The 22,934-nt window shown below is 39.7% G+C and carries 22 protein-coding genes and 1 tRNA gene; 14 read left to right on the top strand and 9 right to left on the bottom strand.

Annotated features, from left to right (window positions below; translation table 11 throughout):
- The 4 genes from PL8927_RS03550 to PL8927_RS03535 form a co-directional block, all read left to right on the top strand.
- Positions 1-477: RNA-guided endonuclease InsQ/TnpB family protein (locus PL8927_RS03550; protein ID WP_456319734.1), on the top strand; the 477-nt coding region annotated here is incomplete at its 5' end.
- A 115-nt stretch (positions 478-592) separates the two neighbouring features.
- Positions 593-922 (top strand): thioredoxin family protein, encoded by a 330-nt coding sequence (locus PL8927_RS03545; protein WP_083617674.1) that lies wholly within the window; start codon positions 593-595, stop codon positions 920-922.
- A 51-nt stretch (positions 923-973) separates the two neighbouring features.
- Positions 974-2,170, top strand: coding sequence for an LL-diaminopimelate aminotransferase (locus PL8927_RS03540; protein WP_083617672.1), 1,197 nt, complete (start codon positions 974-976; stop codon positions 2,168-2,170).
- A 627-nt stretch (positions 2,171-2,797) separates the two neighbouring features.
- Positions 2,798-3,718: an NF038130 family PEP-CTERM protein gene (locus PL8927_RS03535; protein ID WP_083617670.1), complete on the top strand. Its 921-nt coding sequence runs from the start codon at positions 2,798-2,800 to the stop codon at positions 3,716-3,718.
- 69 nt (positions 3,719-3,787) lie between these two features.
- Here PL8927_RS03535 and PL8927_RS03530 read toward each other — a convergent pair whose 3' ends face one another.
- From PL8927_RS03530 to PL8927_RS03515, 4 genes are all read right to left on the bottom strand, one after another.
- On the bottom strand, positions 3,788-5,167 hold the full coding sequence (locus PL8927_RS03530) for an energy transducer TonB (protein ID WP_083617668.1): 1,380 nt from the start codon (positions 5,165-5,167) through the stop codon (positions 3,788-3,790).
- Positions 5,168-5,694: 527 nt separating this feature from the next.
- The gene (locus tag PL8927_RS03525) at positions 5,695-6,423 is read right to left on the bottom strand and encodes a precorrin-2 C(20)-methyltransferase (RefSeq protein ID WP_083617666.1); all 729 of its coding nucleotides are present in this window, start codon (positions 6,421-6,423) and stop codon (positions 5,695-5,697) included.
- A 30-nt stretch (positions 6,424-6,453) separates the two neighbouring features.
- The gene (locus PL8927_RS03520) at positions 6,454-7,596 is read right to left on the bottom strand and encodes a GlcNAc-transferase family protein (protein ID WP_083617664.1); all 1,143 of its coding nucleotides are present in this window, start codon (positions 7,594-7,596) and stop codon (positions 6,454-6,456) included.
- A gap of 100 nt (positions 7,597-7,696) precedes the next feature.
- Complete coding sequence (locus PL8927_RS03515; RefSeq protein ID WP_083617662.1) at positions 7,697-8,329, bottom strand: VWA domain-containing protein; 633 nt, start codon at positions 8,327-8,329, stop codon at positions 7,697-7,699.
- 343 nt (positions 8,330-8,672) lie between these two features.
- Between PL8927_RS03515 and PL8927_RS03510 the strand changes: the two genes are divergently transcribed.
- Positions 8,673-9,659, top strand: coding sequence for a hypothetical protein (locus PL8927_RS03510; protein WP_083617660.1), 987 nt, complete (start codon positions 8,673-8,675; stop codon positions 9,657-9,659).
- Positions 9,660-9,694: 35 nt separating this feature from the next.
- Positions 9,695-10,078 (top strand): hypothetical protein, encoded by a 384-nt coding sequence (locus PL8927_RS03505; protein WP_083617658.1) that lies wholly within the window; start codon positions 9,695-9,697, stop codon positions 10,076-10,078.
- Between the two features lie 212 nt (positions 10,079-10,290).
- Here PL8927_RS03505 and PL8927_RS03500 read toward each other — a convergent pair whose 3' ends face one another.
- Positions 10,291-11,178 (bottom strand): methylenetetrahydrofolate reductase, encoded by an 888-nt coding sequence (locus PL8927_RS03500; RefSeq protein ID WP_083617656.1) that lies wholly within the window; start codon positions 11,176-11,178, stop codon positions 10,291-10,293.
- Positions 11,179-11,285: 107 nt separating this feature from the next.
- The gene (gene trpS / locus PL8927_RS03495; RefSeq protein ID WP_083617654.1) at positions 11,286-12,293 is read right to left on the bottom strand and encodes a tryptophan--tRNA ligase; all 1,008 of its coding nucleotides are present in this window, start codon (positions 12,291-12,293) and stop codon (positions 11,286-11,288) included.
- Positions 12,294-12,481: 188 nt separating this feature from the next.
- On the opposite strand from trpS, the gene PL8927_RS03490 reads away from it, so the two are divergent.
- From PL8927_RS03490 to PL8927_RS03470, 5 genes are all read left to right on the top strand, one after another.
- Entirely contained in the window at positions 12,482-13,327 is an 846-nt protein-coding gene (locus PL8927_RS03490) for an ion transporter (RefSeq protein WP_083617652.1), read from the top strand.
- 65 nt (positions 13,328-13,392) lie between these two features.
- Entirely contained in the window at positions 13,393-13,623 is a 231-nt protein-coding gene (locus PL8927_RS03485; RefSeq protein WP_083617650.1) for a hypothetical protein, read from the top strand.
- Positions 13,613-14,791 carry an 8-amino-7-oxononanoate synthase gene (bioF, locus tag PL8927_RS03480; protein WP_083617648.1) on the top strand — a complete coding sequence of 393 codons (1,179 nt, stop codon included), beginning with the start codon at positions 13,613-13,615 and terminating at the stop codon, positions 14,789-14,791. The genes PL8927_RS03485 and bioF overlap by 11 nt, the downstream gene beginning before the upstream one ends.
- A 250-nt stretch (positions 14,792-15,041) precedes the next feature.
- Positions 15,042-16,313 (top strand): S-layer homology domain-containing protein, encoded by a 1,272-nt coding sequence (locus PL8927_RS03475; RefSeq protein ID WP_083617646.1) that lies wholly within the window; start codon positions 15,042-15,044, stop codon positions 16,311-16,313.
- Between the two features lie 423 nt (positions 16,314-16,736).
- Positions 16,737-17,222 carry a hypothetical protein gene (locus PL8927_RS03470; protein WP_156093084.1) on the top strand — a complete coding sequence of 162 codons (486 nt, stop codon included), beginning with the start codon at positions 16,737-16,739 and terminating at the stop codon, positions 17,220-17,222.
- Positions 17,223-17,293: 71 nt separating this feature from the next.
- On the opposite strand, the gene PL8927_RS03465 is transcribed toward PL8927_RS03470, so the two are convergent.
- Positions 17,294-17,905 carry a Uma2 family endonuclease gene (locus PL8927_RS03465; RefSeq protein ID WP_083617644.1) on the bottom strand — a complete coding sequence of 204 codons (612 nt, stop codon included), beginning with the start codon at positions 17,903-17,905 and terminating at the stop codon, positions 17,294-17,296.
- A 76-nt stretch (positions 17,906-17,981) separates the two neighbouring features.
- Between PL8927_RS03465 and PL8927_RS03460 the strand changes: the two genes are divergently transcribed.
- From PL8927_RS03460 to PL8927_RS03450, 3 genes are all read left to right on the top strand, one after another.
- A complete protein-coding gene (locus tag PL8927_RS03460; RefSeq protein ID WP_083617642.1) occupies positions 17,982-18,179 on the top strand; it encodes a hypothetical protein in 198 nt (65 codons plus the stop codon).
- Between the two features lie 123 nt (positions 18,180-18,302).
- Entirely contained in the window at positions 18,303-19,349 is a 1,047-nt protein-coding gene (locus PL8927_RS03455; RefSeq protein WP_083617640.1) for a M42 family metallopeptidase, read from the top strand.
- 123 nt (positions 19,350-19,472) lie between these two features.
- Positions 19,473-19,545: transfer RNA gene (locus PL8927_RS03450), tRNA-Glu, on the top strand.
- A gap of 76 nt (positions 19,546-19,621) precedes the next feature.
- Here the strand turns inward: PL8927_RS03450 and PL8927_RS03445 are convergent.
- Positions 19,622-19,906 carry a hypothetical protein gene (locus PL8927_RS03445; protein ID WP_083617638.1) on the bottom strand — a complete coding sequence of 95 codons (285 nt, stop codon included), beginning with the start codon at positions 19,904-19,906 and terminating at the stop codon, positions 19,622-19,624.
- A gap of 232 nt (positions 19,907-20,138) precedes the next feature.
- On the bottom strand, positions 20,139-22,934 hold the full coding sequence (locus PL8927_RS03440) for a hybrid sensor histidine kinase/response regulator (RefSeq protein WP_083617636.1): 2,796 nt from the start codon (positions 22,932-22,934) through the stop codon (positions 20,139-20,141).

Here is a 22,934-nt window from a genome sequence, read left to right as displayed (position 1 = left end):
AAAGTCTACGAACGAGTTAGTAATTCCCGGCAAGATTTTTTACACAAACTTAGTTATAAGTTAGTCAGCGATAGCCAAGCTGTGATCGTAGAAAATCTTCATGTCAAAGGCATGGTTCGTAATCACAATTTAGCTCAGGCAATATCTGATTGTGGATGGGGAACTTTCACTAATTTCTTAGCTTACAAACTAGGTCGAAAAGGCGGTAAGTTAGTCGAGATTGATAGATGGTTTCCCAGTTCCAAACTCTGTTCTAATTGTTTCTATCAAGTTAGTGAGATGCCATTAGATGTGAGGGAATGGACTTGTCCCCATTGTGGTAGTGATCATGACCGTGATGGAAACGCCGCGCTCAATATTAGAGCCGAAGGCATCAGAATGCTGGCATTGAGCGCAGTCGAAATGCTGGCATACGGATGGTGCAGCCGTTTCTGCTGTAGGAGGGGATGTAAGACCCGATCTGGGGCGAAAGCCTAAGTTCTGGCATTCGCCTGTGAGTACAGAAGCCGACACTGTACTTGGTACTCCAAGTCAGTGTGGGTAGTTCACTCTGGAATAAAGATTTGTATGGAAGTCAATCACGCAACTACCCATGAGTAATAACGTTCTTGTGATTCAAGATTCAGAATTTGACTCCGAAGTCCTGAAAGCAGAACAACCTGTTTTAGTCTATTTTTGGGCGGGTTGGTGTGGCCCTTGTCGGCTAGTCTCCCCCTCCATAGACGCGATCGCCACCACCTATCACGAGCGAGTGAAAGTGGTTAAGATGGACATAGACCAAAATCCCGATACCGTCAAACTGTGTAAGGTTGAAGGGGTTCCAGCCTTAAGACTATTTAAAAGTCAAGAGATTGTCCAATCCCATGAGGGCGCGATTACCAAACCTAAGTTGATCGAATGGCTCGACACAGGTTTGTCCTAAAAGAGTAATCAGTTATCAGTTATCAGTTATTAGTTATTAATAAATAGAGAAATGAAATTTGCTAATCGTTTAGACCTGTTACGTTCTAATGTTTTTGCTGATATGGATCGAGCCAAAGCCAAGGCTGTATTAGCAGGACAAGATTTAATTGATTTATCCTTGGGTTCTTCAGATTTGCCTGTTGCTGATCATATTATTACACCGATCCAAGAATCTTTATCTGATCCCAATACTCATGGTTATCTCTTATTTCGCCATACCCAACAATTTCGAGAAACCGTTGCTCAGTGGTACAGCAACCGTTATGGCATCGCTGTTGACCCCGAAACGGAGGTTTTACAATTAATTGGTTCCCAGGAAGGAACGGCCCATTTACCCTTAGCCATTCTCAACCCCGGTGATTTTGCCCTATTACAAGATCCAGGTTATCCCTCCCATCTGGGCGGTGTCTACCTAGCGGGGGGCCAAATGTATCCGATGCCCTTACGGGCTGAAAATGGCTTTTTACCTGTGTTTGAGGAGATTCCAGAAACAGTATTAGCACAAGCTCGAATGATGGTGTTGAGTTATCCCCATAACCCAACATCTGCAACGGCTTCTTTATCGTTTTTCCGTCAAGCTGTGGCCTTTTGCCAAAACCATGATTTAGTTTTAGTTCATGATTTTCCCTATATGGATTTTGTCTTTCCAGAAGGAAAAGATCAAAATATTGCCGAATTAGCCCCTTCAATTTTCCAAGCTGATCCAGACAAAAGCGTCTCGATTGAGTTCTTTACCTTTTCTAAGTCCTATAATATGGGCGGGTTTCGCATTGGATTTGCCATCGGGAATGCGGAGTTAATTTTGGCTTTACGTCGGATCAAAGCTGTGGTTGATTTTAACCAATATATCGGGATTTTAAATGGGGCGATCGCAGCTTTAACCGGGCCACAGGATCATATTAATCAAAATATGGCGATCTTCGGTGAACGACGGGATGCGTTTATTCAAGCGATGCAAAATATCGGTTGGAATGTCCCTAAACCGAACGCCACTCTATATATTTGGGCCAAACTACCTGAACCTTGGTCACAGGACTCCGTAGAATTCTGTCGCCAACTGGTAGAAAAAACCGGGGTTGCTGCTTCTCCGGGGGTCGGGTTTGGCAAATCCGGTGAAGGATATGTGCGGTTTGCTTTAGTCCATCCGCCAGAAGTATTAGCTACGGCGGTAGAGCGCATTGCTGAGTTTTTACGCGGATCTCAATAAACCCTCAACCCTTGATTTTTCTAGGGTTTTGAATCTTTTTTCTTCATCCCCTGCTCTAGCAATAGCCTAGAAAAGGGAACAGGGAACAGGGAACAGGGAACAGTAAGCCGTGAATGAGTTTGCTGGATTGAGTAGAGACCGACCATGATCGGTCTCTACTGTAATGGGGAGCGCTATATTGTTCTGTTCAACCTTCGTTTTTCTAGGGAAATTTACGGACAGTAGAGTGGCATTAAATTGATTAAAAATGTCAACTCCGTAAATCTACGGATATTAATTAATCTTATTTTTAGTTGAAATTACAGATTTACCCAAGCTTTACATAAATCCCGATAAATTGACCAAAATTTTATAGACATCTGCGCCAGATTGTTTATAATAACAATAGAGAAACAAAAGAACTCGAAAAGCCCAGTAGCTTAAAGCGTTCAGAAACTCACTCTTAAACTTGGGTGCTAAAGTTCTTACAACAAATGAGAACTTTATATATTAAGAAAACATAGTCAGCAATCACCGTCTAAAGTGACATGAATCACAAAAAAATCTAACAAAATCGATTTTAATAAGATTCAGCATCACAGTATAGACAAAATCCTAAGAAAACCTTCTACTTTCTGGAGAAACCCCATGGCAGCTTTATTAAAAAAACTCTTAATTGGCACTTCCGTCGCAGTGGGAATGAGCGCAGTTGGAATAGCCCCGGCTTTTGCTGGGAGCTTGACCAATGCAACCATCGGTGGAACTGCCGCTACTGATTATTTAGTCTATGGTACATCGGGAAATAAAACTGTCCTAATCCCTAACACGGATGCTAACGTGCAATCCATTTTAGATGGGAATGCAGGCACTCCTACGGGCAACGTTGAGTTAGCCGCCAGCAGCGAAAAAGCAGGTTTTGATTTCAGCAAAAATACGAGCTTAACCGGGGACATTGGAGGCAAATCTCTGACCCTGAGCAGCTTGACAGCATCGGACTGGGCGACAAAGGTAAGCGGTGAATTAACCTTAGCTCAGAAGTGGTTCAGTGATGCGTTGATATCTACCGGTTTTAGTAATATTTTGAGTAATCCTTTTCTGTCCGGTACAGCTTGGAATGCCTTCAACAACAATGGTGGATTGCAACGCTTTAGCGACCCCAACATCTCCTATGTCAATCAAGATGACACCACAGGTGAGATTAAAATTGGGTTAGCAGGTCACTACGATGCGACTAACCTGTTATTCGGAAATCTAAGTAATGGTCAAAAAGCGTTAATAAATAGCTTACGCGACCCTAGCAAAGTGGGAACACCGATACAAGCCAGTGAAGTTGTCAAATACACCTATAACGGAACAACTAACTATCTTTACAACTTCTTGGCTACCGAGTCTGGTTTAACTGCCTTCGATGATGGAGTGTCTCACAATGGCAATTATGAACTGAAACTAGCCGGAGTCATCACACCTCCCCCACCTGTCGCAGTTCCTGAACCCTCTACAATCTTAGGACTGATGGCTGTCGGTGGTTTATTCGCAGCAGCTAAACGCAATGCTAACAAAAAAGCTTAATTCAATTTTTCAGTAAGTCATTCGGAGAAGAATCAAAAGAGGGAGTCCTATCCCTCTCTTTTTTTGTGATTAAATCCCCGCTTCAGAATTAGATTCAGGTTGAGGTTCTGGGGTTAATTGGGGAGACTCTGGGGGTTTTTGTTCAACAGGGTTAGCAGGTTGTTCGGTTTCCGAGGTCGGTGCAGTGGGCTGTGCGGGGGGAGGGGGAGAAACCGCAGGCGTGTTAGCAGGTTCGGGGGTTTGATTATTAACTGTTTTGCAATTTTCCTCACTATTAAACTGAAATTGAATTTGATAGGCTTTAGGTGAATTTGTTGGGTCAAAGTTCATTTCCCCAACCGCAGCTTTTGCCGCATCATCCAGTACCGGATAACCTGTGGCCAATAAAACTTCTGGCCCTTGGACAATTTCTCCGGTTTCACTGACCGCCACTCCAACTAATGCTTTCCCGGTTAACTGTTGCTCACAAGCCGCGTTGGGATATAAATTATTAACTTCGATGGGAGAGGCGGTCTCTAAATTGGGATAGTTGGTTAGTAAACCATTCACCCAGTTAAAATAGGCACTCGTTCCTTGTAACATTGCCCTTTGTTGTTCATTAACTACACCTTCGGGAGTGTTGGGGTTGGAATTAGCGGAATTAGGCGGTTGTTGTTGTAAACCCTTTTCCAGTCCCGCCAAAATCGAACCTTTGGGGTTAGAGGGTTGAACATTAGGATTATTTTCAGGGGGTGGGGTATTGGAATTATCGTTTTGATTGGGGGTTTTAGGGCCACAATTGGCATTATTAAACATGGGGGGACATTCCACATCCTGACCCAATTCTCGAATTAACTGTTGTCGCAACGCCAATTCATCGCTAGGAGGTAAATTTCCGGGTTGTTGTAACTGTCCGGGTTGTTCAGAGGGGGGAAGATTAGAGTTATCAAAGCTTAAAGGTGGCCCTGGAACAAAGGATAAAGAAGGATTAGAGTTAGGGGAAAATCCAATAGAACCTGAATTAATACTATTAGAATTAGACCCTTGAGAAACAACCGGAGGTAAACGATAGGTCGGTAAACCGGGGGAATTACTCGCAGGGGGTAAGGGAATATTAGTCGGCCATACGGGAAGGGACGACGCCTGCATAAAGTCTTCGGGTGCAGGAGGGGGAACAATATTATCGGCCGAAGGGACTGGAAGAATAGATAAAGAAGGGGAGAGGGATTTTAAGGGAGTGAAGGATAGTTTGGGGGAAGTCGCTGGATAAACCCGACTAATTTGTTCGGGGGAGAGTTCAACAATTTGAACTGTTGGGGGTAATTTAATCGATTTAGAATAAAAATTAAGAGATTGAATATTGGCAGCAAATAAGCCATGAAGCCCTAAAGATGCCAACACACACAACAGAACAGGCTGGCGGAAGGTGGGCGGTACAGATTCAATAAAGGATGCTGTAGAAGCCGTCATAATAAACTTTAAATTTTAAACTGTTGACTGTGTAAAGACTGCAATGAAGCGTCTCTACTGACTGTTGACGGGCTGGGAGACCCAAGGAGTGTTAACTTAACCCACGTTAGCCCTGAACTCAAGTTCGGGCTGAAAGCTGAAGTCATCTAAAGATGACTAAGATCATTCTTCATTAACCCGTTTTAACGGGTTTGTAGGGGCGAGGCGCGCCCAAAGTCCGTCAACTTAAGTTCCCCGCGCCCGGAACTAAAGTTCGGGCTAAAAGCTGAAGTCATCTAAAGATGACTAAGATCATTTTTCATTAACCCGTTTTAACGGGTTTTAGCTTTTAGCCTGAAATTTATTTCAAGGCTTTTGGCGTTAAGTTAACACGCTTTGGCGCGCCTCGCCCCTACGCCTGAAATTTATTTCAAGGCTTTTAGCGCGATTGTTCACACTAATGGAGGAGGGACACAAGCCCCTAATTCCCTGCTACCCTTTTCATTATTAACCCTATCTGTTTTAGCACGTTTGCTTGATTTTGTGAGCTAGGGTTGGGTTTTGACGATCAGAATAGAAAAATAGGATAAATGTAAATGGGGGCGATCGCTTAACCCAGCATAAATCACTTGGTTAGGTAGGGTCGCCCTTTCGACAACATAGGCCTGTTCTAGCAAATTGTAACGTTGTAAAACGTCCCAAACTTGCTCATAAACGGAACTGAGTTTCATCAACACCACCACATCCGCCTGGTGCAGGTTTGTTTCTAAGTCAGCGATCGCATAAATTGCAGGTAAAATCGCTAACTTTTGATCCCGAATTGTTAGGGGAATACCCAAACTCGCTACCGCCGCAAGGGGAGAACAAATTCCGGGGATAGCCTGCACTATGACTTCAGGACGCAATTTTTGCAGGGTTTGTGCCAAATAGGTGAAGGTACTATAAAAACTTACATCTCCTTCGGAGACAAAAGCCACATCCTGTCCTTGTTGCAAATAGGGCCAAACGGTTTCGGCGGCTTGTTGCCATGCTTGGTTAAGTAGGGCATCATCTTGAATGTAGGGAAAGGTTAAGGGAAGTTTAAGTTGATCTGAGTTTAACCAAGGGGTGATGATTTGTTCGGCGATACCGGGTTTATCCCCAACTCCAGCCGGAAAAGCCACAATGGGAACTCTTTGCAAGAGATGATACCCTTTTAAGGTGATTAATTCAGGATCACCTGGCCCCACACCAATGCCATAAAGTTTACCTAAAGATTGAGATCTGTGATTAAACATGAAAAGAGTTAATGAATTACGAATTACGAATTACGAATTACTGATGACTGATTTTGTAGGAATTCCTTTTTGGGCTGTTTCTGATATTTCTTGGGTTTTGAAATTAATCCCACAAAAGCTTTGATAATCTTCTAAGCTTCTAGTATTTCCTAGATCATAAATTTCTAAATTATCTGATTCTAACGGGGTAATTCGTAAGATTTTTTTGATGCGTTCTCTGGATTGTTGTTCTAGTTTGTACCATTCTGAATTAATATCCCAATGTTTTTTAGCATTGGTGCGAGTATAATAGTGATAAATTGTAATTTGATAAGGATAGAAAATATCCCATCCTTTTGTCCAAGCTCTGGTTGAAAGAGTAATTTCTTCTCCTCGAAAATACAAAAAAGGATCGTATGGAACTTCTAAATAAAATTGTCGGGGGGCGAAAATAAATCCTCCGGCTAAAAACATTCCTAACGGGGGTTCAGAACAGGACGCTAGACTTTCTCCAGCGATAAAACTGAGGATACCATGTTCATCAAAATGATGAGCAGTTAAACGAGTGCAGGGATATCCGGGGGGAATTTCATCCGGGGGAATATAAGGAGGAGTATAGGCAGAAAGCACGGGTTTAGGACTCGGACATTGGGCGAGTTGTTGCAATAATAAACTATCCCACCCTTCGATAAACCGATGATGACTATCTAATTGTAAAATAAAATCTTCATCATGGAGCAAGCTTTGACCGAGGGATCTTGCCCAACACACACCGAGGGATTTTCGGGCATCAATTTCTATCATTTTACAGGGGAATTCCTGTACTTTTTCGGTAATACTTTCATCTTCTCCAGGGAGAAATTGCCAAACAATTCCAAAGGATATTTTTTCGGGGCGATGGGCTTTTTTAAGCGCATCTTTTAGGGTCGGAATGAGCTCGGAATCTCGATAAGCTGCTAAATGTAAAAACAGTTTCGGGTCAGTAAAATTAAGCTTGGGTAACAATAAAGGCTGGGTTTCTAATCCAGGAGAACGAGCATCAGATGCAGCTATTGGTGTAATAGTCCGTGCCATTTCTAAGATTTTAAAGGCAACGGCTGCCCGTTCAGATGGGGGCAAGTTTTCATTAATTAAAATAGAATCCAATGTTTTGATAGACTGGGCTACGAGCATTTGTAAGGAGGATTCCATCATGATGATTAACCTCTAAAAGTAAATAGAATGATATTGTCAAAATACAATAAATGTCGAAATTAATCCGCCAAAAACTCCGATTTACTAAAAATGTACTGGTTTAATCAACAATAGCTTTAAGCAAGACATCGGTTAAACTCATGGAACCTAAATCGGATAAAGTAATTGTATTACAAATATCAAATTTAGCCCCCTGACTTTGTAAATCATCATCTAAAGTCTGGAAAAAATGAGTCACATCCAAATTAGAACCCACTTGAATGAGTTCAATGGCTAATTCTTCATCTCGGTTGAGTTGATTCGCTGAATCAATAATAATTTGTCGGAGATCAGTGGGGCTTTCAATTTCTCCCGAAGTAATAATAATAATCGTTTCGCCATTGAGTTTGGTTTGTTCCGTAGCCCGTCGTTCAAAATAGTGATTGGTGGCATCTTTTAACACCGGAGATAAACAATTTTTTCCAGAGGGTTGATGGTGCTGAAAAATATGGATAACCTTTTCAGAAGTAACTTTATCATAACGTTGAAATGTATCGGAAAATAAATAAAGGGTAATGCCATCGGGATCAATTTGTTCACAATAACTAGCGATCGCTAAAATCGATTCTTGAATCAACTCCCAACGACTTTTACCCTCCGATTTTTCCATCGTCGCCATACTATTACTACTATCAATAATCAACGTATAATCCCGTTCGCGTAAAACCGATCCTCCTTCTAACAAAATGTCCATCTGCATTGACTCCTAATTTGTGGCTGTATTCTTACACTACCAGGCTTGGAATCATTAAACTCAAAGAGTGGGCAATTCAGCAATCTGTATGTTAGGATGGGGCGCAAGCAATGATACCGGGTGAGATTTTAGACTAATCTACATTCTAAAAATCAGGTTTTTCCCTGATTACACGATTTAAGTGGATCTGGGGAAACAAATGTTAGGACATCTGTGTCAACTGTGCCATAAGTTGTTAAGTATTTGTGGATGCTTCCCGATGAAATTCAGCCACTCCAAACCTCACAGGAGAGCGACTCCAACTGTAAACAAGAAGCAGCCCCGCCCTTTTATATTGGCGCTGATGTTGACTGGCGTTTTAGCTTTAGAAGCTGATCCCACGTTTTTGGAATCTGCTTTTTTTCAGACTCAAGGGGTACTGTCTCACTCCATTACCGTTGCCCAAAACTATTTTTCCTCTTCTGATAACCAAAGTCAACCTCGATTAGAAACAGCCCAAAATACTATTCCTGCTTCCCCCCTAACACCCACCTATCGCGTGTTACCGAACCCTTTATTTAATCTTAAAGGACAATTACCGAAAACGATTCCGGTTGTTTTTAAAGCAACCTCTTTCAATCCTCAATGGGTACAAAATTCGGCTGATGCTGTTAAAATTTTACCCCCTCCAGTAGATGCTAAGGTGCGGGAAACGGTTGCTAAACTATCAGGAATTGCGGCTCAAGATCTTAAAATTGTTGAAGCTCGTCAACAAACTTGGCCAGACACTTGTTTAGGACTAGCAACGGCTGAGGAATTGTGTGGACAAATGTTAGTTCAAGGATGGCGGGTAGTCGTGTCCGATGGTCGTCAAACTTGGGTTTATCGCACGGATTTTCAAGGTAGAACTATTCGTTTAGAATCTCAAAGTAGTTCCTTAAATCTGCCTTCCTCCGTCCTGGAAATGGTGTTTGAGGATGTCTTAAAACAGTCGGGTTTATCGCGTTCTCAATTGACTCTGGAAGCGGTGGAGGAACAACTTTGGCCTGATGGGTGTTTAGGGTTAGCTGAACCGGGAATGTTTTGTACCCAAAGTTTAGTGGGAGGTTGGCGAATTATTATCGGTCATGAGCATCAGCGCTGGGTTTATCGGACAAACGAAACGGGTTCTCGTCTGATCTTTGATCAAGTGGCGAGTTCAGTTATACCGAGTCTGCGGGTACAATTTCTAAATATTCCGGGGGATGATTTTTTGTCTCCTTGGACAAAAACCCTGGTTGCTCATTTGCCCATTTCCTGTCAAGTTTCAAATTTTGTTAATTTATCAATGGGGCAAAATTGCTCGAATTAATAGGGATTTAAGTTAAATTAGGATGAGGATAAAATATGGCTGATTTAAGTGGAACTTGGCTAGGAACCTATTGGCAGCAGGGTGTTCCGACTCGTTTTGAAGTAACATTTATTCAAAGTGGGAATACATTGGCGGGGAATATTTTAGATGAGGGTTATTTGGGAGAAGCTCAAATTACGGGGACGGTTATGGGTCGAGGGGTGAGTTTTATTAAACAATATTTAACGACTTCTCCCGACCCGGTAAGTTATACGGGAATACTATCTGAGGATGAAAATTATATTCAGGGACAATGGGAAATTCGTCGTTTATTTTCGGGAACTTGGGAAGCTTATCGCGGTGAGGATAATTTAAGCTTAGAATTCAATAATAAAATTGTTGAGAAGGTTCCGGTTTTGTCTTCAGCGATCGCTGATTGAAAGGGTAGAATTTTATGCTGAGGAGGGAACACCCTTACAGTTTTATTTTATCATAAGGAGGTGCGTGCGCGTTGCTTACGCACCCTACAGTTGGATTTTAAATTATAGCAATTATGGCAACAGGGTGAGGGCACAGACTGATACTAAAACCTAAACAGTGAAATCTTTTTCCTCCTATTCCCTGTTCCCTGTTCCCTGTTCCCTGTTCCCTTTTAGAAAGGTTTAATTCCAGCTAAATCTAGGATTTTAGGAATTAAATCTTCCCGTTTAACTGCCATAATATGCACACCCTGACAGAGTTGACGGGCGGTTTTAACTTGTTCCGATGCGATTAAAATTCCTTCTTCTAGGGGATTTTTAGCTTTTTCTAAACGATTAATAATCGTATCAGGAATACAAACACCAGGAACATATTTATTAATAAATCGAGCATTTTTAGCGGATTTTAATAGAAAAATTCCGGCTAAAATTGGTTTTTGAGTACCATCAGCAATTTCGGTCATAAATTTATCTAAACGATCAAAATCGGTGATTAATTGACTTTGAAAAAATTGCGCGCCTGCTTGCAATTTGCGTTCAAATCGGCTTTTTAACCCTGACCAACTGGAAGATTGGGGATCAACAGCAGCCCCAGGAAATAAATCCGTTGCGCCATCGGGTAAGGCTTTATTATTCCAATCTAAGCCTTGATTGAGTTTATCAATAGCTTGTAATAAACGTACAGATTCTAAGTCAAAAACGGCTTTAGCATCGGGGTGATCCCCTGCTTTTACTGGATCACCAGTTAAGGCTAAAATATTTCTAATTCCTAACGCATGGGCTCCTAATAAATCCGCTTGTAATCCTATCCGATTGCGATCGCGGCAAGCAATTTGACAAATGGGTTCAACTCCATGATGCAGAAGAATAATTGAAGCCGCGAGGGAACTCATACCTAAAACAGCACGACTACCATCGGTAATATTAACCGCATGAATACGACCTTTTAGGAGTCTAACCATTTCAATCATGTGGCTGGGATCTGCACCTTTTGGCGGTGCGACTTCAGCCGTAATAATAAATTCATTCAAAGTTTGGCAAGCAGTACGGAAACGGTTCATTATCAATGTTTGATGTTGAATTTCAAAGTTTAAATTTTATAGTGCTAGGCACTCTTAGAACAGGGAACAGGGAACAGGGAATCCTTTAGCTTTCATCAAAATTAAAATTATAAAGGTCGAGAATATCCCATTGCATCTTTAACACGATTTAGGGTTTTATTGGCTACTTCTTCGGCTTTTTCCCGACCGTTTTTTAACACAGATTCTAAATAGGCTTTGTCATCCATCACAGCTTTATATTTGTCTTGAATAGGTTGGAGACTTGCAATTAAGGTTTCTGTGAATAAGGGTTTAAATTGACCCCATCCCATGTCTTGACATTCGGCGGTAACTTCTGCTTTTGTTTTACCGGAAAGAATGCCATAGAGCATCAATAGATTATGACATTCTGGACGTTCTGGATCATCAAAGGTTAAACCCCGAACAGAATCAGTTTTACAGCGTTTAATTTTTTTAGTAATGGTGTCAGGATCATCTAATAGATTAATCCGACTTAATTCCGAGGGATCTGATTTAGACATTTTTCGAGTTCCATCGGTGAGACTCATTACCCTAGCACCTTCAGGACGAATCAGAGGTTCTGGTAATTTTAGAACGGGTTCTCCTTGACCGAATAAATGATTAAATCGTACCGCCAAATCACGGGTTAATTCCAGATGTTGTTTTTGGTCTTCTCCTACGGGGACTTTATCTGCATCATAGAGCAAAATATCCGCCGCCATTAACACCGGATAATCGAGTAAACCAGCGCTGACATTTTCACCCTGTTTAATCGCTTTTTCCTTGAACTGAATCATGTCTTCTAACCAATTAATCGGGGTAATACAGTTGAGAAGCCAGGTTAGTTCGCTATGGGCGGAAATATGCGACTGAACAAAAATTGTAGAATAATCTAAATCGATACCACAGGCTAAATAGAGTGCCGCAATGGTGTAGGTATCTGTGGCTAAGGTTGCTGGATTATGGGGAACGGTAATGGCGTGTAAATCGACGACACAGAAGAAGTTATCATATTGCGCTTGGTTGTCTACCCAGTTGCGAATAGCACCGAGGTAGTTACCTAGATGAAGATTTCCGGTTGGTTGTACTCCAGATAGAACTCGTTGTTTAACCATAAGATGATATTAACTGAACTTAATACTCTATCTTGGCATGAAACGGTTAACGGTTGACGGTTGACGGTTGACCGTTGACTGTTGCCTATTTCATATTAACTGATTACTGATTACTGATTACTATTTATTCCCTGTTCCCTATTCCCTATTCCCTATTCCCTGTTCCCTGATTACTAATATAGGATTGTATGGCTAAAAAATTTAAGCGCCGTGTGTTTCTGATTTTAGAAGCAAAAGAACATAAACAAACTTTCAGCCGAGTTTGTGAATATTTTTTGATTTTTTTAATTATATCAAATACTTTGGCTGCTTGTATAGAATCTATAGAAGAAATTTTTGAAGCTTATAAAATTTGGTTTATTGCATTTAACCGATTTTCCATAAGTATCTTTACTTTAGAATATCTATTAAGGGTATGGTCATGTACAAGTATTGAAAAATATCAGCATCCGATTTGGGGAAGACTCCAATATATATTAACTCCCCTAGCTATTATCGATTTAATCGCTGTTTTACCTTTTTATTTTCCCTATAATCGCGCGGATTTTAGAAGCGTAAAATTATTTGGATTAATTCGATTTTTACAACTTTTAAAATTAGGTCGTTATTCTCGTGGGATTAAAATCTTAACTCAAGTCATTCGCCTGCGTCAGGAGGAACTAATTTTAACATTAAATATTGTGATTTTTTTATTAATTTCTGCCTCTAGCTTAATTTATTTTGTAGAACATGAAGCTCAACCCGATAAATTTCCCCATATTCCGGCGGCGATGTGGTGGGGAATTATTACTTTAACAACAGTGGGTTATGGAGACGTTTATCCGATTACCCCTCTAGGAAAAGTCTTAGGAGGAATTTTAGCATTATTAGGCATCGGACTTTTTGCCTTACCTGCGGGGCTGATTGCGTCGGGTTTTACTGAAGTAATCACAGCTAATAAAAAGTCAAATCAAATTCTTTTTCCTAAAATTTGTCCCCACTGTGGAAAACCGATTGATCAACCTTCCCATCATCCCTCTGATCTTGAACATTAATTGACTTGGCAATTATGGTTTAAAATGTTTAATATCAGTTTAAGGAAATTAAGGGAAGTCTGTTCATGGGTTTGGAACGAAAACTATTTAGAGGAATGTTTGAACCAACTGAAGTGGTTGAACTCCGTCAACTTTGTTTTACTCCTAGTCGCATTTTTGAACCCGGACATTATATTGCTGGAGATTTACCCGATATTGCGTTTGATCTGGGGTTAGTCGATAAATTACCCCCTGTTCGAGGCAAGAGTGCCGAAATTAGTCAACCCTATTCTTCCGATATTCAACATGATCAATGATGCTTACGCTTGGATTGAAAAAGCACTGACCACAATTCATAAAGTAGATTGGTATCGTTCTGTTCAAACGGTAGAAAGTCAAGCGGGTGCTACGATTATTATCGAGGGGAAATCCTTGATTAATTTTGCCAGTAACGATTATTTAGGATTAACAGGAGATCAACGATTAATTAATGCTGCAATTGCCGCAACTCAAGAATTTGGAACGGGTGTAACCGGGTCTAGGTTGTTAACGGGACACCGCCAACTGCATCGAGATTTAGAATTAGCGATCGCTGCTTTCAAACAAACAGAAGATGCCCTTGTTTTCAGTTCCGGTTATTTAGCCAATATTGGAACTATTGCAGCTTTAGTGGGACAACGGGATTTAATTTTATCCGATGAACATAACCACTCTAGCCTCAAAAATGGAGCGAAAATGAGTGGCGCAAAAGTGTTAGACTATCAACACAATAATCTTGAACAGTTAAGAAAACTTTTGGAACAAAATCGTCTTCCTTATCGCAAAGCACTGATCATTACCGATAGTGTATTTAGTATGGATGGAGATTTATGTCCCTTACTAGATTTATTGGATTTGGCTGAAGAATTCTCCTGTATGCTATTAGTGGATGAAGCTCATGGAACCGGAGTTTTTGGAAAAACCGGAGCCGGATGTGTAGAGTATTTTAATTGTACCGGAGAACCTTTAATCCAAATGGGAACCCTCAGCAAAGCGTTAGGAAGTTTAGGCGGTTATGTTGCTGGATCTGCGGAATTGATTGATTTTTTAAGAAATCGGGCTCCTAGTTGGATTTATACAACGGGCTTAAGTCCTGCTGATACCGCCGCCGCTTTAGAAGCCATTAAAATTGTACAAATCGAACCCCAACGTCGAGAACAATTATGGCAAAATGTTAAAACTTTAGAAACCCTATTTAAAGAGAAACAGGAGCAATTTAATCTGCCTATTTCTCATACTCTTTCCCCGATTTTTTGCGTTCCCATTAAAGGTGCAGCAACCGTATTAACTATCGGAAATCAACTCAAAGAAGAGGGAATTTTTGCAGCCGCTATTCGTCCCCCTACGGTTAATACCAGTCGCATTCGGATTTCTTTAATGGCAACTCATACCTCCATACAGTTGCAAAAATTAGTTGAAATTTTAGCAGAGGTGATTCCGGTTTAAAAAAGTTGATTGGGGAAAAGGTGAAAGCAGGAAGACGGGATGTGATACCCATATCCTTCTTTGCTAATCCTACCCTGCACCTTGACAACTTCGATTAAAATCCTATCCCCATTTTTGCCCAAATTTTTGTTAGAATGAAAGAATTAGCTGAACTATAAAAGTCCTAAAGGAGTTGTCATAATTTAAAAGTGATCATCAAATTGGCAAAAGTATTAATTCTGTTCCCTGTTCCCTGTTCCCTGCTATATCAATGAAACACATTATTCTATTGACGGGTTTAACTCTTAGTTTAATCGCTTCCCTATCATCCTGCGCCAATAGTCCCACCGGGAAAGCTATAGAAAATTCTCTCAAAGCTGATCCGCAGTTACAAACAAATTCCCCCTCACCTCAAGCCACAACAACACCCGTTGAAAACCCTCAACCTTCCATTCCTCCGGTTGAACTTCCCGGCGATTTTCCCTCAGAAATTCCCCCCTATCCTAATGCAACTTTACAGGCGGTGATGCCTCCAACCCCAGATTCAACAGCCGTTATTACCCTCTGGGAAACAACAGATCCGAGTAATGTAGTTCAGAGTTTTTATCAAAAAGAATTAACCGGGAAAAACTGGGAAATTGCAGATAATTCAACTAATAATAGCGATGATCTGAGTGCCGAAAAAGATAATTTAAAAGTAACAATTGCTCAACAACCTAATCCTACAGCAGACGGAAAAACCTATTTTCAAATTCGTTATCAACCCCTTCCAGTCGAAACGGCTATTTCTCCATCTCCTACCCCGTCTCCGTCTCCTACACCGTCTCCATCTCCCACAGCTACCCCAACTCCTAATATAGAAAAACCGGATAATAATTCTGTTCCCAAAGAGTTAAGTTCCTTAGTATCTGATGTGGCAAGATTGGGTATTTTTAAAGCCCCTAACTCTCAAGAAACAGGAATATTACCTGATCCGAATGGTAAAATTACACGCAGTCAATATGCCCGATGGATTGTAGATGTTAATAACACATTATATACAGATAATCCTGCCAAACAAATTCGTCTAGCCGTTGCGAATAGTCAACCTGTATTTACAGATGTTCCGACCACCCATCCTAATTTTGCAGAAATTCAAGGATTAGCCGAAGCGGGATTAATTCCCAGTCCATTATCGGGAGATAATACTGTTACGAAATTTCGCCCCGACTCTAGTTTAACCCGTGAAGATTTAATTCGTTGGAAAGTGCCTTTAGATACTCGCCAAGCACTACCAAAAGCCAGTGTTGATGCAGTTAAAGAACGTTGGAGTTTTAAGGATACCTCTAAAATTGATGTGGGAGCTTTACCTGCTATTTTAGAAGACTATAATAATGGAGATAATTCTAATATTCGTCGCGTTTTTGGCTATACAACCCTATTTCAACCGAAAAAAAATGTAACTCGCGCCGAAGCCGCAGCCACCCTTTGGTATTTTGGAGTTCAAGGAGAAGGAATTTCTGCTCAAGAAGCATTAACTGACTCAACTCCAACTCAAAATTAACAACAGGAAAAACCGATAATACAGTTACCTTCNGAGATCTGATCCCCCTAAATCCCCCTTAAAAAGGGGGACTTTGATCTCCTATTCCCCCCTTGTTAAGGGGGGTTAGGGGGGATCATTGACTTGAGATCAGATAGCGCGTGAATTCGGGTTTGATCGCCTACTTTTAGCCTGAAGTTGACACCGATGGGTCTTCTCGCCCATCAACAGCCAACCGTCAACAGTTTTACTTATTATGACAAAAAGATATTTTTCTCAACGTGGTATTTACTAAAGATCCAGTTTATTTTATAATTTATCTAGCTTTAATCCAAAATTAACACCTAACCCGTCCTTAATTATGCCCTTAATTGCGTGAAAGGTTAGGATAATTTCAGTGATGAAATTCATAGCAGGGTTAAGTATAAATTCTGAATTCACCCTATGACAGTTAGCTCATCTACACCCAAAAGGGGGAATGCTGGGAAGCGAACCAGTGGAACAGCAAACTCAAATCAAGATAATAAAACTCAAGCAGATCAGGTTAAAGTAGACACTGTTGAAAACGAACAAACTATAGATATGATCTCAGAAAATCAGTTAGATATTGTGGACAAGCCTGGAAAAAAAGGCTCTCAAGCCAATACAGCACCGACTCAAATTCAAGTTGCTTCAACGATGACGTTTATGAACCGTCCCATTGAACATAGCCATCTTGAAATTGCGGGGATGTTATCAGCAAATCGTCCAATTTTTAAATCTAATACTCCTAATGATGTGGCGTTCATTCATTTAGAAGATGCGGTGGGAGCCCTAGCAAATCGTCCTATTGAAGCCAGTCATTTGCAAATTACCTCAATGGTGATGAACCGTCCTATTGCGAATAATGATATTGATGATCCAGTCACTTTAATGGGATTTTTGGATTAAACCTTAAATTGAATCATTGTTTTGAATAAAAATCGGGTTTCTGAAGTTAAAAACCAGAAATCCGATTTATTTTATTCGGGTAATTCTGGATAATTTGAGGGCTCTTGTTGATCAAAATTAACGCCTTCATAGAGTTCGCTAAAGTTAAAGTTAATCTCCAAAGACGCTGCTTTAAACTCTGATGTTTCTCCTTCATATTCGGTTAAAACCCATTGATTTCTATCGTTTTTAACATATTGCATCACTTTATAATCTTGTTGAGCAATTAAAATATATTCTTGGAGTTCGGGAATGGAACGATAATAAGTAAATTTATCGCCTTGGTCATAATTTTGTGTTGATTTCGATAAAACTTCAGTAATTAACATGGGGTTGATCACGGTTGTTGTTCCTATTCCACTATAAATGGGAGGACGTTGAAGTACCATGACATCGGGATAGGTATATTGACGATAACGGGGTATCCACAACCGCACATCCCCAATATAAACATCATAATTTTGTCCTCGGAGCGCAAATTTTAGGTAAGCTGCAATGTTTAGAGCAATTTTATTATGATTGGTTGTTCCTCCAGTCATCGGGACAATTTCTCCGTCTCGATATTCGTGTTTGTAGTTGGCTTGTTCTTCCCGTTCTAAATATTCTTCGGGTGTGTAATAGCGGGTTTGTAACTGAGAAATCATAATTCCCCTTTAAGTAAAGAGTAAAAAATAGGTTAATTATCCTGTATGATAGTGTTAGATATTATTGTACTGTAAAATGCTTAATTTATTGACTAACCCTGCTATGATTTTCAGTCTGGCAATTCTTCATGGTGTTATTGGTGCGATCGCGGCTTTTGTAGCTCAACAAAAAGGACGTAGTTATCCCCGATGGTTAATCATCGGATTAATTGGAGGAACACCCGCCCTAATTGTGGCATTATTATTAAAACCAACTTCAGTAATCAGTAATTAGCTTAATAGGGAACAGGGAACAGGGAACAGGGAACAGGGAACAGGGAATAGGGAATAAATAGTAATCAGTAATCAGTAATCAGTAATCAGTCAACGGTCAACGATCAACGATCAACGCTCAACAATGGATTATAATACTTTATTTAAAACGATTGAAGATTTAGTTTTTCAACATTCTCCGAGTGGAATGGAATGTGAAATCAATCAATGGTTATTAGAACGATTTTCTCAACTGGGTGTGGAAGTTTGGCGAGATCAAGCTGATAATATTATTGCTAAAATTCCGGGTAAAAATTCAGAACGAGCGATCGCTATTACCGCCCATAAAGACGAAATTGGCATGATCGTTAAAACCCTGGAAGATAATGGACGAGTTTCGGTTAGAAAATTAGGAGGTTCATTTCCTTGGGTGTATGGGGAAGGCGTTGTTGATTTAATCGGAGATCATCAAACAATTTGCGGAATTCTTAGCTTTGGTTCTCGTCATATTTCCCATGAATCTCCGCAAAAAATTCACCAAGAAGAAAAAGCGTTAAAATGGGAAGATGCTTGGATCGAAACCAAATGCGACCCGGAAGAATTAGAAGCAGCCGGAATTCGACCTGGGACTAGAGTTGTTGTTGGGAAACACCGGAAAAAACCGATCCGCCTGAAAGATTATATTGCCAGTTATACCCTTGATAATAAAGCTTCCGTTGCGATTTTATTAGGATTAGCAGAAACGGTAAAACACCCACCAATAGATGTGTATTTAGTTGCTTCTGCTAAGGAGGAAGTTGGAGCAATTGGAGCGCTATATTTTACTCAAAGACAAACTTTAGAAGCGTTAATAGCCCTAGAAATTTGCCCTCTAGCGCCGGAATATCCGGTTACAGGGGATGAAAAACCCGTGTTGCTGTCCCAGGATAGCTATGGCATTTATGATGAGGGGTTAAATGGCCAATTGCGACAGGCGGCAACCAGCGCCGGAGTTCCGTTACAACTGACGATCCTGAGTGGGTTTGGTAGTGATGCTTCCATTGCGATGAAATTTGGCCATGTAGCGCGGGCGGCTTGTCTGGGGTTTCCGACTCAGAACACTCACGGTTATGAAATTGCCCATTTGGGGGCGATCGCTAACTGTATTAAAATCCTACAAGCCTTTTGTGAGCAGGATTTCAGCCCTCTTTAAAAATTCTCTAAAAAAAAAATCTAAAAGGGTTGACATCGATTGGGATATAGGCTAGATTAATAAAGGTGAAAGACACGAATCCAATGCCAAAATAAAGCAAAGGCTAAATGTCAAGAGTCGCAAGCCCCCATCGTCTAGAGGCCTAGGACACCTCCCTTTCACGGAGGCGACACGAGTTCGAATCTCGTTGGGGGTACTAAATCAAAAATAAGGCTTGAGATTAATTGTTAACCTCAAGCTTTATTTTTTGGAAAGTTGAAGAATGAGAAGGATTAACGAATCACTTCAATTCCCATTTTTTGTAACGTGCCAAAATAGTTATCCCAGAGTTGTTGTTGAGTTAAAATCGCTGTTTGGGAGATGACTTCTTGGGCTTTTAGGGTTTCTTTGAGACTTTCTTGGATCAAGTCTTGTTGTAAAGTCAATGTTTTTTCAGCCCAATCAAAGGGATTAACCGAATTGGGATTAAAACCGAAATTTGCTACCCAACTATCATAAGCTTTTTTTTGAAAGTTGAGGAGCATTTTTGGAGATTCCAACATCATATTGAGATTCATGTTTTTTTCACCGCTAGGTTATATTTTAACGGAGATATTGAGAAGTGGGGCGGTATTTACCACTTCCAAAGGATGACAGAACAAAGGTTAAAAAGATCAACAGGATCAGTTAAGTTATAGGGAGTAATTATATAATGCCAAATTTATCTAAAAAAAATTGTATCCAAAATTACGAATAAATATTCAGGAGGTTAGGGGGATGAATACCCTTTCTCCATCTGATTTTTTTTCCTTAGACGGAAGAGGATTCAGAGAGGAAGGGGGTTGTCACATCCACAATCACATCATACCGGAAATTATGAACTAAACGAGTAAGGGTTTGGGTTAACTCACTATGATCAGTCGAAATTTCCTCTAGCACTTCAAAAAGTAACCGATCATCGAGTTGAACTGCACCTTCATATAGTTGTAAAATCAAATCTAAACCGATCTCGTTCAAATCAGAAGGGTTGATACCGAGTTCAGATTTAGATTCAGACAAAATCGTCTTTTCTTGATCATCGGGATATTGATATTCTATTCCTAAATAGTGAGCAATTTTTTCTAATAGGAGGGGTTGTTGGACAGGTTTGTGAATACAATCTTGACATCCAATTGCTAAAACTTTTAATTTTTCTTCTTCAAAAACACTGGCTGTAACTGCAATAATAACGGGGTCTTGTTCTAAGGATTGAGATTTAATAGATTGAGTGGCTGTATATCCGTTGACAATTGGCATATTCATATCCATTAAGATTAATTGAGGATACCAACTTAAGGCAATTGCGATCGCTTCCTCTCCATTTTGTGCCTCCTGAATTTCAAATCCAATGGGTTCTAAAAATTTTCGCAAAACTTGACGATTTTCCTCCCGATCATCCGCAATTAAAACCCGATAGATTTGAGTCGGATTGGCAATTCCAATCACAGGTTTATTTTGGATATTGAATTGATAACTATCTAGTTCTTCTGTTAATTTAGCTTGAATATTAAAATAAAATATTGTTCCTTTTCCGAGGGTACTTTTAACCTGAATTTCTCCTTGCATCAGTTGAATAAATTGTCGGCTAATGGATAATCCTAAACCCGTTCCTTCTGAAGCTTTTTGTCCGGCTTTTGTTTGGATAAAAGCTTCAAAAATATTTTCTAGTTGATCCGCTTCAATGCCAACACCTGTATCTTCTATTTCAAAGTTTAAGGTAATTTTTTCTAAGGAATCGGAATTACAATTTAACCGTCTTTTAACTCGTAAAGTCACAGAGCCAGAATCCGTAAACTTAATTGCATTTCCCAATAAATTAATTAAAATTTGGCGTAACTTTTTCTCATCTGTTTCTATATATTCAGGAATATTCTTATCACAAATAATAATTAATTTTATCCCTTTAGATTCTGCTTTTAATTGTAACATTTGTCTGATTAAATCTAACAAATGATAGAGGTTAAAACTACTAGGACTAACGGAAATATGACCCGATTCAATTTTAGCCATATCGAGAACATCATTAATTAAAGATAATAAATGTTCTCCACTACGACCTATAATTTGGATATATTCTTTGGGTTCAGGTTCAAGAGTATGATGGTTATTTAATATTCCTGTAAACCCTAAAATAGCATTTAATGGAGTTCGTAATTCGTGGCTCATCCGTGCCAGAAATTCACTTTTAGCCCGGTTAGCAATTTCTGCCATTTCCTTTGCTTGTTTCAGTTCTGATGTGCGTTCTTCGACTCGTTCTTCTAATACTGTGTTTGTTTTTTCTAAAGTTATAAAATAATCCCTTAACTGTTGTGCCATTTGATTAAAGGTTGTAGCCAAAATCCCGATTTCATCTGAACGATTTAGCTCAATTTTTTGATAAAAATCTCCCTGAGAAAAAGCGATCGCGGCTTCTTTCAAACTAACCAAAGGAACCAAAATCCAACGAGAAGTGACTAAACCCATCAGAGTTGCTATCAGTAAAGCAGCGATACTTAATAAAATAGTTGTGCGTGTATTTTGATTAATTTGCTGCATGAAATCCGATTCGGGAACCACAACAATAATTAACCAATCTAAACCTATTTTATCCTGCCAAGGAGTGACATGAACAAAAAATTTCTCACCGTTTTGATTAAAACTTAAGTTTTCTTTTTGATGAATTTGAGTTAAATCAATAAAATGGTTCAATAAATATTGGTTTGTTAAACGAATTAAATCATCTTGAATTTCCGTCCCTTTAATCCGTTCAGCTTGTTCTTTAACTAAACGATAAGACGGAGCATTGCTAGAACTTGCGACTAATAATCCATTGCGTTCTAAAATAAAGGTTTTGCCCGATGAACTAATTTTTATGTTTTTTAAAAAATCACTAATTTGAGATAATTGTTGATCAACACTTAATACTCCAATCAATTTTTTATTTTGATCATAAAGGGGTTGACTGTAAGCAATAGAAATATATTGAGGATAGCCTTCCCAATTGTAAATTTGACTCCAAACTGCGTCACCGACTTTCACCGGATCAGCATACCAAGATTCTGCTTTAAAATTATAGCGATCTGCAATATCATAGGCAGGTTGAATTCGATTTCCCTGAGTATCTGTTGTATAGGAAAAACTTTTTCCTTTTGTTCGTTTCCAAGAGGTTTCACTAATTTCTTGATAACCTTCAGGGTATCGACCTGCACCAATAAATTCCCCTGTGGAACTGCCAAAACTAATATAACCCACATTCGGAAAAATTTTCAATTGTTGCCAAAAGTATTTTCCGGTGGTTTCAAAATTATGAATATCTAACAATCCTAATTGAATAGCTTGTTGATTGAGTTGATTAATAGAAACGGGAACCGATAAATAAGTATTTAGATGTTGTTCCAAGCGATCGCTAATTTCCAGTTGTAATTGATTGGCTAAATCATTGACGGTCTTTTGTCCATTTTCAAAAGATAGCCAACTTACCAAGCCAACGGAACTAAAAATCAACATCGAAAAAGGAACGACCAAAACATAACGTAATGGAATTTTTCTACAAGCTTTCACTAAATAACGACTTAAAAAAGAAGGCAT

Source organism: Planktothrix serta PCC 8927, from assembly GCF_900010725.2.
Taxonomy (GTDB): domain Bacteria; phylum Cyanobacteriota; class Cyanobacteriia; order Cyanobacteriales; family Microcoleaceae; genus Planktothrix; species Planktothrix serta.
This window is presented reverse-complemented; position numbering and strand designations above follow the sequence as displayed.